Annotated in this window: 12 protein-coding genes; 6 read left to right on the top strand and 6 right to left on the bottom strand. The window is 70.7% G+C overall.

All coding sequences use genetic code 11. The features are described 5' to 3' along the window. Window positions 1-21: 21 nt before the first annotated feature. On the bottom strand, window positions 22-540 hold the full coding sequence (locus tag L2K70_RS17445) for a hypothetical protein (RefSeq protein WP_236404415.1): 519 nt from the start codon (window positions 538-540) through the stop codon (window positions 22-24). Window positions 541-544: 4 nt separating this feature from the next. After that, window positions 545-1039, bottom strand: coding sequence for an Rv1363c family protein (locus tag L2K70_RS17440; protein ID WP_236404413.1), 495 nt, complete (start codon window positions 1037-1039; stop codon window positions 545-547). A 64-nt stretch (window positions 1040-1103) separates the two neighbouring features. On the opposite strand from L2K70_RS17440, the gene L2K70_RS17435 reads away from it, so the two are divergent. Beyond that, window positions 1104-1763, top strand: coding sequence for a potassium channel family protein (locus L2K70_RS17435; RefSeq protein ID WP_236404412.1), 660 nt, complete (start codon window positions 1104-1106; stop codon window positions 1761-1763). 7 nt (window positions 1764-1770) lie between these two features. Here L2K70_RS17435 and L2K70_RS17430 read toward each other — a convergent pair whose 3' ends face one another. Both L2K70_RS17430 and L2K70_RS17425 read right to left on the bottom strand, forming a co-directional pair. Beyond that, window positions 1771-2136: an MmcQ/YjbR family DNA-binding protein gene (locus L2K70_RS17430; protein ID WP_236404410.1), complete on the bottom strand. Its 366-nt coding sequence runs from the start codon at window positions 2134-2136 to the stop codon at window positions 1771-1773. 30 nt (window positions 2137-2166) lie between these two features. Next, entirely contained in the window at window positions 2167-2730 is a 564-nt protein-coding gene (locus tag L2K70_RS17425) for a hemerythrin domain-containing protein (protein WP_236404408.1), read from the bottom strand. Between the two features lie 78 nt (window positions 2731-2808). On the opposite strand from L2K70_RS17425, the gene L2K70_RS17420 reads away from it, so the two are divergent. Continuing rightward, a complete protein-coding gene (locus L2K70_RS17420; protein WP_236404406.1) occupies window positions 2809-3324 on the top strand; it encodes a DUF1707 SHOCT-like domain-containing protein in 516 nt (171 codons plus the stop codon). 108 nt (window positions 3325-3432) lie between these two features. Here L2K70_RS17420 and uvrB read toward each other — a convergent pair whose 3' ends face one another. Beyond that, on the bottom strand, window positions 3433-5562 hold the full coding sequence (gene uvrB / locus L2K70_RS17415; protein ID WP_236404404.1) for an excinuclease ABC subunit UvrB: 2130 nt from the start codon (window positions 5560-5562) through the stop codon (window positions 3433-3435). Between the two features lie 232 nt (window positions 5563-5794). On the opposite strand from uvrB, the gene L2K70_RS17410 reads away from it, so the two are divergent. Together L2K70_RS17410 and L2K70_RS17405 are read left to right on the top strand one after the other, a co-directional pair. Further along, window positions 5795-6601 carry an aminoglycoside phosphotransferase/kinase family protein gene (locus L2K70_RS17410; protein WP_236404403.1) on the top strand — a complete coding sequence of 269 codons (807 nt, stop codon included), beginning with the start codon at window positions 5795-5797 and terminating at the stop codon, window positions 6599-6601. 35 nt (window positions 6602-6636) lie between these two features. Then, window positions 6637-7881 carry a phospholipase D-like domain-containing protein gene (locus L2K70_RS17405; protein WP_236404402.1) on the top strand — a complete coding sequence of 415 codons (1245 nt, stop codon included), beginning with the start codon at window positions 6637-6639 and terminating at the stop codon, window positions 7879-7881. A 3-nt stretch (window positions 7882-7884) separates the two neighbouring features. Here L2K70_RS17405 and L2K70_RS17400 read toward each other — a convergent pair whose 3' ends face one another. Then, the gene (locus L2K70_RS17400) at window positions 7885-8832 is read right to left on the bottom strand and encodes a DNA-3-methyladenine glycosylase family protein (RefSeq protein WP_236404401.1); all 948 of its coding nucleotides are present in this window, start codon (window positions 8830-8832) and stop codon (window positions 7885-7887) included. A 40-nt stretch (window positions 8833-8872) separates the two neighbouring features. Here L2K70_RS17400 and L2K70_RS17395 point away from each other — a divergent pair, with 40 nt between their 5' ends. After that, window positions 8873-9739 (top strand): tryptophan 2,3-dioxygenase, encoded by an 867-nt coding sequence (locus tag L2K70_RS17395; RefSeq protein ID WP_236404400.1) that lies wholly within the window; start codon window positions 8873-8875, stop codon window positions 9737-9739. Between the two features lie 69 nt (window positions 9740-9808). Next, the gene (gene pepN, locus L2K70_RS17390; RefSeq protein ID WP_236404393.1) at window positions 9809-12244 is read left to right on the top strand and encodes an aminopeptidase N; all 2436 of its coding nucleotides are present in this window, start codon (window positions 9809-9811) and stop codon (window positions 12242-12244) included. Window positions 12245-12251 lie beyond the last annotated feature (7 nt).

Below are 12251 nucleotides of genomic sequence, written 5' to 3'. Positions count from 1 at the left end.
CCTTCCGTCCGGTCGGGGTCTCTACAAGGCGTCCAGGTCGTCGAGGCGCCACTCGTCGCCGTCGCGCACCAGCGTCACCAGCACCCGGTCGAGGTCGAGCGACGGCTCCTCGAGCGTGTCGCCCTCCGTCCGCTGGTTCACGAAGAGCAGCACCCGGGCGTAGGACGACGTGGCGGTCACCAGACCCGACTCGACCACCTCGGCCGACACGACCGTGTGGTCGGTCCGGCTCGCGGTGCCCACGCCCGCCATCGTGCGGTCGTAGCGACGCTGCATGTCGCGGGTCATCAGCGCCCGCGCTGCGGCCCGGTCCTCGCCCAGGGTCTCCCACGAGTAGCTGTAGGCGCGGGTCGCGGCGTCGGTCGCGACGTCGATCACCGTCGCCTTGGTCGCGGCCGAGGCCACGGTCGCCGCCGAGGACTCGGCGCTGGTCGTCGCCCGTCCGGCGGCGTGGTCACTGCCCCAGAGCAGCCAGCCGAGCACGGCCGCGGCCAGCACCACCAGCACGGCGAGGACTCCGGCGGCCCGGGTCGTCGTCACGTCGTCACCTCACGAACCGCACGTCGCTGGTCAGCCACCGGTCGCCCTCGCGGACGAGGTCGAGGCGCAGACGGAAGAAGCGCACCTGGCCCTCGTTGCCGGTCTTCTTGTTGGCGACCGTGCTGTTGGCCGCGAGCAGGACGACGGCCGAGTCGTCGTCGAGCTCCCCGACCCCGAGGGACACGACCTCGGCCGTCGAGGTGGCCTTCGTCCGTACGGCCTCGCTGGCGAGCTCGTCGCGCTGGGACTCGTACTGCTGCTTGAAGTCGCCGGTCGCGCCCGACAGCACCGCCTCGATGAGCGGCTCCATGTTGGTGTGGTCGACCGTCAGGAAGGCCAGTGCCTCCGTGCGAGCGGCTCGGGCGACGTCCCGCTGGGCCTCCGTCAGGTCCTCGTCGGTCGAGCCCCGTCCGGTGACCACGAGGCCGATCGCGACCAGCAGGCCGACGAGCGCGAGCGCGAGCGCGCCCACGAGCCACCTCCCGCTGCGTCCTCCCACGACGCGAACCTAGCGGAGCGGAGCGCCGCGGTGTCGCTGATCGGCCTCCCTAGACTGCGTTGTCGTGACCCGTCCCGTCCGGCACCTCACCGCTCACCCGTCGGCGATGCTGCTGATGGCGCAGCTCGCCCAGGTGCTCGCGTACCCCTTCCTCGGCGAGTCGAGGGTCGGTGGGGCCGTCCTGGGGGTGATCGGGATGCTCGCCGTCGGTTCGGCGGTCCTGGCCGTGCGACGTACGCCCCACGTGAGCCGCGTCGTGCTCTTCCTGGGGGCGCCCACCATCGTCTTCACGCTGCTCGAGGCGATCTTCTACGAGAACGACGCCATCGTCCTCGTCTCGGGCATGCTCCACGCGCCGTTCTACTTCTACGTCTCCTACGCGATGCTGCGCTACCTGTTCCACGACGACATCGTCACCACCGACGAGTACTACGCGACGGGGGCGGCGTTCACCGTCGTGGCATGGGGCTTCACCTACCTCTACGCCGCCGTCCAGGTGGTCTGGCCGGACTCCTACGTCAACGGCGAGGGTTTCGACCGATCGTGGTTCGAGCTGCTCTACCTGTCCTTCTCGACCCTCACCAGCGTCGGGCTGTCGGACATCGTGGCGGTCGGCGAGCAGGCACGCGCGTTGCTGATGGTCGAGATGATGGTCGGTGTCTTCTACGTCGCCATGGTCGTGTCCCGGATGGTCGGGCTCACGATGATGCGGCGCAGCCGCTGAGCACCGGTCAGCCCTCCCAGCCGGCTGGCCGGTCCTTCCTCGGCAACCTCGAGACCACGAGCCGGTAGGACTCCTCGACGGCCTCGGCCAGCTCGTCGTCGGGGATGCCTCCCTCGAGCGCGAGGTCGTTCCACCCCGAACGGCCGATGTAGGCCATCACGCTCGCGTCGTCGGGGTAGCGGTCCAGCCACTCGTCAGCCACCTCCCGCGTCGCGCCGGCCTTCACGCCCACCTTGTCCGAGCCGAGGAAGGCGAAGATCTTGCCGCGCTCCGCCGGCCCGACCTTGAACACCGGGTGCTCGTGGTCCCACGGGTTGTCGGGCCACGCACCGGGGAAGGACGCGCACAGCTCGTGCATCCCCGCGACGTCCATGCGGCCTCCACTCGCGGACCGCGCCCGGGCTCAGTCCTCGTCGTCGTCCTCCTCGTCGTCGAGGAGGCCCTCCTTCTCGGCAGCCTGCACGATGCGTCGTACGTTGTCGATGGAGCCGCAGTCGGCATCGAGCTGCTTGTTGCGCTCGGTCGCGAAGGCGAGCCCGAGCTCGGCGCGGACCTGCTCGCTGACCTCCTCGCGGGCCGGGTTGAGGATCGTCAGCTCCTCCTCCGTGAGGTGGTGGTTGAGCTTCTTGGCGAGCTCCTCGACGGCGTCGTCGAACGCCTGGGTGTCGGTGCCCTTGAGCTCCAGCACGGCCAGCATCGCCTCGTGGCCCTCCGCGTGCTCCTCCTCGCCGTGCTCCGCCTCGTGCTCGGTGATCGCGTCCTTGCGCCGCAGCTTGGGGTAAACGTGCTGCTCCTCGGCCTCGGCGTGCGCGACGTGCAGGGCGGCAAGGGCCTTGCGCACCTCGTCGCGGTCGGAGGTGCTGTCGCGCAGGTCGCGCAGCAGCGCCTCGAAGCGGCGGTGGTCGTCGAGGATCAGGTCGATGACGTCGCCCTGGACGGGGCGACCGAGGTCGATGGGAGTGCTCATGGGCCAGACGCTAGCGAGTGGTGCGAACCATGACACTCCGCATCCATCCGGATGGGTGGGGGTGCCTACGATGGAGCGGTGCCGGGCATCGAGGTGTGGAGCCAGTTCGACCACGACCCCCGCCTGCCCGCGAACACGACGATGCGCGCGTCCGACAAGGACCGCGCCGTCATCGAGACCGTGCTCGCCGACGCGTTCGCCGAGGGCCGGCTCACCCGCAGCGAGTACGACGAGCGCGCGGAGGCCGCGATGACCAGCCGGACGCTCGGCGAGCTCCTGCCGCTCGTCGAGGACCTCCCCGTCGCTCGGGAGCCCCAGTCGGGCCCGCGCTCCCTGCTGGAGCAGGCCGAGCGGAAGTGGGAGAGCGACCGGCGCGAGGCCCTCATGGGGTTCGTCGGTCTCTCCGTGCTGCTCTGGACGATCTGGGCCGCCACCATGTTCATGGGGTTTCCGTGGCCGATCTTCCCGACGGGCTTCGCCCTCATGAACCTCATCCGCATCCAGGCCAACAAGCGCGACATCATCGACGAGCACGTGAAGCGGATCGAGAAGAAGGAGCGCAAGGAGCTCAAGCGCCGCGAAGAGGGTTTCTAGCGGGCCACGCCGCTCGTCACTTCGTCGCCGGCGCACTCGCTTCGCTCGCGCGCAGCTCCTCGCTCGTCGAGGACCTTTCGAGCTCGTTCCTCGCTCGAGGCCCTCTCCTCACTTCGTCGCTTCCATCATCTGGCGGAGCTCCTTCTTGAGGTCGCTGATCTCGTCGCGGAGGCGGGCCGCCACCTCGAACTGGAGGTCGGCGGCGGCCTGCTTCATCTGCTCGGTCAGGCCCTGGATGAGCTCGGCGAGGTCGGTCGACGGGATGCCGGCGGTGTCGGGCTGGTCGGAGTGGATCCGCGACAGGGCGGGGGTCGGGGATTTGCCGGCCTTGACGCCCCCGGCGCGGCCCTTCTGGCCGACGTCGGCCCACGTCTTGAGCAGCGCCTCGGTGTTCTCGTCCTCGCGGGCGAGCATCTCGGTGATGTCGGCGATCTTCTTGCGCAGCGGCTGGGGGTCGATCCCGCGCTCGGCGTTGTAGGCGACCTGGATCGCACGGCGACGGTTGGTCTCCTGGATCGCCAGCTCCATCGACGGCGTGATCTTGTCGGCGTACATGTGGACCTGGCCGGAGACGTTGCGTGCGGCACGGCCGATGGTCTGGATGAGCGACTTGTCGGAGCGCAGGAAGCCCTCCTTGTCGGCGTCGAGGATCGCGACCAGCGACACCTCCGGCAGGTCGAGGCCCTCGCGGAGCAGGTTGATGCCGACGAGGACGTCGTACTCCCCCATCCGCAGCTCGCGGAGCAGCTCGATGCGGCGCAGCGTGTCGACCTCGGAGTGGAGGTAGCGGGTGCGGATGCCGGCGTCGAGGAGGTAGTCGGTGAGGTCCTCCGACATCTTCTTGGTGAGCGTCGTGACCAGGACGCGCTCGCCCTTCTCCGACCGCGTGCGGATCTCGTGGATGAGGTCGTCGATCTGGCCCTTGGTCGGCTTGACCACGACCTCGGGGTCGATCAGGCCGGTCGGGCGGATGATCTGCTGGACGGTGTTGTCGATGCCGCCGACCTTGTCGAGCTCGTAGTTGCCCGGGGTCGCCGAGAGGTAGACCGTCTGGCCGATCCGGTCGAGGAACTCCTCCCAGCGCAGCGGACGGTTGTCCATCGCACTCGGCAGCCGGAAGCCGTGGTCGACGAGGTTGCGCTTGCGCGACATGTCGCCCTCGTACATCCCGCCGATCTGCGGGACGGCCACGTGGGACTCGTCGATCACGAGGACGAAGTCCTCGGGGAAGTAGTCGAGCAGGGTGTTGGGGGCGCTGCCGGGCGTGCGGCCGTCCATGTGCATCGAGTAGTTCTCGATGCCCGAGCACGATCCGACCTGGCGCATCATCTCGACGTCGTAGGTCGTGCGCATCCGCAGGCGCTGCGCCTCGAGCAGCTTGCCCTGCTTCTCGAACACCGCGAGCTGGTCGTCGAGCTCGAGCTCGATGCCGCGGATCGCGCGCTCCATCCGCTCGGGACCGGCGACGTAGTGGGTGGCCGGGAAGACGTGGAGCTCGGTGTCCTCCGAGATCACCTCGCCGGTGATCGGGTGGAGCGTCATCAGCCGCTCGATCTCGTCGCCGAAGAACTCCACGCGCACGGCGAGCTCCTCGTAGACCGGGAAGATCTCGAGGGTGTCGCCGCGGACCCGGAAGGTGCCGCGGGTGAACGACATGTCGTTGCGGGTGTACTGGATCTCCACCAGGCGGCGGAGCACCGAGTCGCGGTCGTGCTCCTCGCCGACCTTGAGTCGCAGCATCCGGTCGACGTACTCCTGCGGGGTGCCGAGGCCGTAGATGCACGACACCGTCGAGACCACGATCGTGTCGCGGCGCGTGAGCAGGCTGTTGGTCGCGCTGTGGCGCAGCCGCTCGACCTCCTCGTTGATCGAGGAGTCCTTCTCGATGTAGGTGTCGGTCTGGGGGACGTAGGCCTCGGGTTGGTAGTAGTCGTAGTAGGAGACGAAGTACTCGACGGCGTTGTGCGGGAACAGCTGGCGGAGCTCGTTGGCGAACTGCGCGGCGAGGGTCTTGTTGGGCTGCAGCACCAGCACCGGACGCTGCACCTGCTCGGCCACCCAGGCGACGGTGGCGGTCTTGCCCGTGCCGGTCGCGCCGAGGAGCACGACGTCCTTCTCGCCGCTGTTGATCCGCTCGGTGATCTCCCGGATCGCCGCCGGCTGGTCACCGGACGGCTCGTAGTCGGACTCGACCTTGAACGGGGCCACCCGGCGCTGGAGATCGGTGACTGGACGCATGCGTCGAGCCTACGACCCGCCACCGACAGTGGACCGTGAGCGGGTCGTGACCCCTGGTGATCCGCTACGCCCACGCCAGCTCTCCCGCCGAGGTCGTCAACCGACGCTGACTACCATCCAGACCACCATGCAGGCAGTTCGCGCCGTGCCGAGCCGATCTGAGCGTGGCGAGGCTCCCGACGAGGCCGAACTGCCTTCCTGGTGTCCGTCCCCGGCGCCCTAGGCTCGGTCCGTGCCCCACCCGTCACGACCGCCGGACCACGTGCTCGACCTGTTCGCCGCGGAGGGTGTGCTGGAGCCGCTCGAGGGCGGCCGGGGCACGAGCTGGCGCGCCGGCGACCTGGTCCTCTCCCCCGGTCACGACGAGTCGGAGGCGTGGCTCGCCCCGATCCAGGCGAGGCTCGCCGTCCACCTCGACGAGGAGTCGCCGCGCTCGATCCGGCTCGCCCTGCCCGTCCCCGCCCGCGACGGCAACCTCACTGCCGACGGCTGGGCTGCGACGCGCTTCGAGCCGGGTACGACGCCGTGCCGCGACCTCCCGACGCTGCGGGCGACCGCCCACCTCCTCCACGCGCACCTCGCGACCCGCGTGCTCGAACGTCCGCGCGAGCTGGACGGCCGCACCGACCGGTGGGGCGTCGCCGACGAGGCGTCGTACGACGTCGAGGCGGCCGTCGCGGCCGCTGCCGACCGGCCCGAGCCGGGTCTCCGCGACCTGGTCGAGGCGATCGCGCCGGAGCTCGACGACAGCGACCTGGGCCGCGAGCAGCTCGTCCACCGCGACCTCGCGAGCAACGTCCTGCTCGACGCGTCTGGCGTCCCCTTCGTCATCGACTTCACCCCCACCTGGCGCTCGCCGTTGTGGGCCGAGGCGGTCTGCGTGCTCGACGCGGTGATCTGGCACGACGCCCCGGCCGAGGCGCTCGACGAGTGGCGTTCCGGCGCCCAGCGCCAGGCATTGCTGCGCGCCGTGCTCTTCCGCGTCCTGTCGGACCTGCCGTGCGACGTGGAGGCGTACACCGCTCTCGGGCTGGCCTGATCGAACCCACTGGACCCGCTGGATAGGTTGTCCGCGTGACCGTCGCCCGCACGCTGACCGCCGTACGGCGTGGCCTGCTCACGCTGCTCGGCCTCCAGATCGCCGTCGCCGTGGCGCTGTCGCTGGTCGACTCCTACCGCCGTCGCGGCAAGAAGCCGAAGGCGTTCCCGGTCCTCGCGCCGGAGACCGTGCCGGTCGGCGACGGGCTCATCACGACCTACACCTTCGGGCGCGACCTCTACGACGACATGCTCGCCGCGATCGACGGGGCGAAGAAGCAGATCCTCTTCGAGACCTACATCTGGAAGGGCGACGAGATCGGGTGGAAGTTCAAGTCCGCCCTCGCCGCGGCCGCGGCGCGGGGAGTCGACGTGCACTGCATCTACGACGGCTTCGCCAACGTGGTCGTCTCGCCGGCGTTCAAGCGCTTCCCGCCCTCGATGAAGGTGATGCGCTACCCGATCTGGAACGCGGGCATCCGCTTCTGGGACCTGCGCCGCTACGGCCGCAACCACCGCAAGCTGCTCGTGGTCGACGAGGAGGTCGCCTTCCTCGGCGGCTACAACATCGGCTCCGCCTACGCCACCGAGTGGCGCGACACCCACGTGCGGATCACCGGGCCGGGCGTGTGGGACCTCAAGCGCGCGTTCGCCGACTTCTGGAACCTCAACCGCCGGCGGCGGCTGACCCGCAGCGAGCGACCGCTGCTCCTCGAGACGGCGTCCGACTGGGACCCGCAGATCCGGATCCACCGCAACATCCCGCGGCAGTGGAACTTCCCGATCCGCAGCATGTACCTCGAGGCGATCAACCGCGCTAGCCGCAACGTCTGGTTGACCACGGCCTACTTCCTGCCCGACCAGGACTTCGTCGACTCGGTCGCCGACGCGGCGCGCCGCGGGGTCGACGTACGCATCCTGCTGCCGCTCAAGAGCAATCACATCGTGGCGGACTGGATCTCGCGCGGCTACTACGGCCAGCTGCTCGCCGCAGGCGTGCGGATCCTGCGCTTCAAGGACGCGATGGTGCACGCGAAGACCGCGACGATCGACGGCAGCTGGGCCACCGTCGGCACCGCGAACATCGACCGGCTGAGCCTCCAGGGCAACTACGAGATCAACCTCGAGGTCATCGACCCCGACTTCGCCGCCGTGATGGAGCAGGTCTTCCGCAACGACGAGACCAACTGCCTCGAGCTGACCCTCGACGAGTGGGAGGCCCGCGACCTCAACCGGAAGTTCACCGAGAGCTTCCTGGCTCCTCTGCGCCCGCTGCTCTGACGCCTAGCGCGTCGGCAGGTGCGTGGGGACGCTCATCCGCGGACCGCGACGCGGGCGGGCCTGGCCGCCGGCCATCGCCATCGCGGCCGCCCGGCCGCGGTGGGGCCGGTAGGGCGCGAGCAGCTCGGCCATCTCGTCGTCGGTGATGTCGTGGCCGACGAGCGCCCAGCCGACCCAGTTGGCGAGGTGGTAGTCGCCGTAGCTGACCGCGTCGGCGTCACCGAGCGCCCGCTGGCGCACCTCGGCGCTCGTCCAGACGCCGATCCCGCGGATGGACTGCAGCCGCCGGTCCGCCTCCTCGCACGAGACCTGGGTGATCCGCTCGAGCGACGACGCCAATCGGCACGCGGTCACGACCGTGCGGGACTGCGCGGGCTGCACGCCGAGGCGCAGCCACTCCCACGACGGGATCGAGGCGATCACCGCCGGCGTCGGCTGGACCATGAGGCGCAGGTGGGCGACGGGTCCGGGCGCTGGCTCCCCGTGTCGCCGGACGAGCTCGCGGAACGACCCGAACGCCTGCTTGCCGGTCACCTTCTGCTCGAGGATCGACGGCACGAGCGACTCCATGACGAGGCCGGTCGCACCGATCCGCCAGTGCTGGTGCGTGCGCCACCCGGCGGCCACCTCCGGGTGGTGGTGCGGCTCGAACCCCGTCGGGTCGTCGTCCGCGCCGAGCAGCGACGGCATCCGGTCGAGCGCCCACTCGGCGCCCGGACCCCACGCGCGCCCGAGGACGTCGCCGGTCGACGGCCGCGCCTGGACACACAGCGACGCCGGGCCCACCGGCGTACGCATCGCTCTCCAGATCCGCCCGGACTCCTCGTGCCGCTGGGTCGGGTCGCCCGCCCCTCGTCGCTGCGGCCGCAGCACCTGGCCGACGGCCACCGGCCACCCGGGCACCCAACTGCGGGTGCGCCCCTCTCGATCGGGGGTGGTGGGGTGGGCCATGCAGGCGACGGTAGACGAGCCCACCGACTACGTTGCAGCCATGTCAGAAGGAACCGGCGACAGCACGAGCAAGCGCGAGCTCGAGGACGGCATCCAGCGCGACTTCTCGACCTCGATGTCGTACGGCGACTACCTCCGCCTCGACACGCTGCTGTCGGCGCAGGTGCCGCTGTCGGACCCCCCGCAGCACGACGAGCTGCTCTTCATCATCCAGCACCAGACGAGTGAGCTCTGGCTCAAGCTGATGATCCACGAGCTGCGCTCGGCCCGCGCGCTGCTGCGCACCGACGACCTCTCCCCCGCGCTCAAGCGGATGGCGCGGATCAAGCACATCCAGCACACGCTCACCGACCAGTGGTCGGTGCTTGCCACGCTCACGCCGTCGGAGTACGCCCTGATCCGTCCGTTCCTCGCGACCAGCTCCGGCTTCCAGTCCGCGCAGTACCGCGAGGTCGAGTTCCTCCTCGGCAACAAGAACGCCGACATGGTCAAGGTCTTCAGCCACGACGAGGGCGCCCGCGCGGCACTCGACGAGCTGCTGCACGAGCCGTCGCTCTACGACGAGTTCCTCGCCCACCTCTCGCGCCAGGGGTACGCCGTCCCGGCCCGCCTCCTCGACCGCGACTGGTCGCAGCCCTACACCGCCGACGCCGAGCTGGTCGACGTCTTCGCGGGCGTCTACGCCGCGCCCGACCAGCACTGGGGCGTCTACGAGACCTGCGAGGAGCTCGTCGACATCGAGGACGCCTTCCAGCAGTGGCGCTTCCGCCACCTCCAGGTCGTCCAGCGGGTCATCGGCCACAAGGTCGGCACCGGCGGCTCGTCGGGCGTCGACTTCCTCCGCCGCGCCCTGTCGCTGACGTTCTTCCCCGAGCTCTACGAGGTGCGGACCCGCATCGGAGAGTAGGCACGACGCCGCTCTAGGCTGCGGGAGGCGCCGACCCGGGCGTCGTACGACGACCCCCGAGGACCACCCGTGCCCGTGAAGAGCCTGCGACAGGAGGAGGCCGTCGAGCGCGCGGCGATCCTGTCGGTCACCTCCTACGACATCGCCATCGACCTCACCGACCTCCCGGACGGACCGGCGTTCCGGGCGGTCAGCACGGTGCGGTTCACCGCGACCGAGGGCGCGTCGACGTTCGTCGACTGCTGCGCCGAGGTCGAGTCGGCGACGCTGAACGGCGAGCCCCTGCCCGCGGCCGAGGACGGTCGGATCACCCTCGCCGGACTCGAGGGCGACAACGAGCTGGTCGTCGCCACGGTGCAGAACGACACGAAGGACGGCCGTGGCGTGCACCGGGCGGTCGACCCGGCGGACAAGAACGTCTACCTCTGGACCACCTTCGAGCCCGACGAGGCGCGCTACGCGTGGGCGTGCTTCGACCAGCCCGACCTCAAGGCGCCGCACGCCTTCACCGTGGTGGCGCCGGAGTCGTGGACGGTCGTCAGCAACTCCGGCGACCCGACGGTCGAGCCGGTGGACAACGGCCGGCGGTGGACGTTCGAGCCGACCCCGGCGCTGTCGACGTACAACCCCGTCGTCGTCGCGGGCCCGTTCGTCGAGCTGCGCAAGGAGGCCGGCGGCTACGACCTCGGGCTCTACGCCCGGCAGACGCTCGCGTCGGTGCTGGAGCGCGACTCCGAGCAGCTCTTCACGCTGACCGAGCAGGGGCTCGGCTTCTTCGGCGACCGCTTCGGCATGCCGTTCCCGCAGCGCAGCTACGACCAGGTCTTCCTGCCGGAGTTCGGCGGGGCGATGGAGAACTACGGCTGCGTCACCTGGACCGATGCGATCCTGCGGCGCCACGAGCCGACCACGGGTGAGTGGCAGTCGTTCGCCAACGTGCTGCTGCACGAGATGGCGCACATGTGGTTCGGCAACATCGTCACGATGCGCTGGTGGGACGACCTCTGGCTCAACGAGGCGTTCGCGGAGTTCGCGTGCATGTGGGCGGCCGAGCGCGCGACGTCCTACGGCGACACGGCCGCGAACAACCTCGTGCTGGGCAAGCTCGACGCCTACCTCGCCGACCAGGGCCCGGCCTCGCACCCGATCTACCAGCCCGTGCCGAGCGTGGCCGACGCCGAGTCGATCTTCGACTCGATCACCTACCCCAAGGGCGCCGCGGTGCTCAAGCAGCTCATGTACTTCGTGGGCGAGGAGACCTTCTCGCAGGGCATGACGGCCTACTTCGCCGAGCACGCGTGGGGCAACACCACCCTCGACGACCTGGTGCGCTCGCTCGAGCAGGCCAGCGGCCGCGACCTGCAGCCATGGCGCACGGCCTGGCTCGAGACCGCCGGCGTCGACCGGCTCGGCATCGAGACGACCGACGACGGGGTCGTGCTGACCGCGGTCGGCGCCCACGGCGCGCCCCACCCGCAGGTGGTGGGCGTCGGCGCCTACCGCCGCGCGGGCGACGCGCTCGAGGAGGTCGGGGCGGTGCGGGTCGAGGTCGACGGCGAGCGGACGGTGGTCGAGGGGCTGCCCGACGCCGACCTCTACCTCGTCAACCACGACGACACGACCTTCGCCACGACGCGGCCCGACGCCGCGGGACGCGAGGTCCTCGTCGGGCGGCCCTCCGGCCTCCCGACGACCCTCGCCCGCGCGGTCGCGATGGCGACCGTCTGGGACATGCTCGCCAGCGGGGACGCGACGGCGGCCGAGGCGGTCGGCGCGATCACCGACGTGCTGTCCGTCGAGACGGTCGAGACCGTCGTCGACCCGCTCGTCTCCCTCGCCATCCTCGCCGCGCAGCAGTGGGCGCCCGACGCCGAGCGGACCGCGCTCGAGGCCCGTGTCTCGGCGGCGGCTCGCGGCCTGGTCGACCGCGGCGTGTCCCGGCAGACGGCGCTGCGCGCCCTGGTGCGTACGGCGGCGAGCGAGGGCGACCTCGACGCGCTGCTCGACGAGGTCGGCGACGACGTCGACCTCCACTGGTACGCCCTCGAGCGGCGGGCGGTCCTCGGGACGGTCGACGCCGCTGCCGTGCAGGCCCTCGAGGAGCGCGACCCCGACCCGGACGCGTGGGTCCGCGCCCTGCGCGTGCGGGCGAGCTCGCCCGACGCCGACGCCAAGGCCGAGGTGTGGAACGCCGTCGTGGTCGAGCGCACCGTCCCGATCCAGCTGGCCCGCCTGGTGGGGGCCGACTTCTGGCGCCCCGGCCAGGACGACGTGCTCGCGCCGTACCTCGACCGCTACCTCGAGGCGCTGCCCGCCTTCCACGAGGGCGGGATGATCCCCGGCCTCGCGCTCACCGCGAGCCTGTTCCCGGTCTTCGGCATCGACGAGGCATGGGTGGCGCGGGCGCGCGAGGTCGCGGCCGCCGAGGCTGCGCCCGTGGTGATCGGCGCGCTCACCGAGCGCTCCGAGGAGGTGCTGCGGATGGTGCGGGCCCGCGGCCTGTGACGCCGGT

Origin of the sequence: Nocardioides potassii, from assembly GCF_021648885.1 — a bacterium.
Taxonomy (GTDB): Bacteria; Actinomycetota; Actinomycetes; order Propionibacteriales; family Nocardioidaceae; genus Nocardioides; species Nocardioides potassii.
This window is presented reverse-complemented; position numbering and strand designations above follow the sequence as displayed.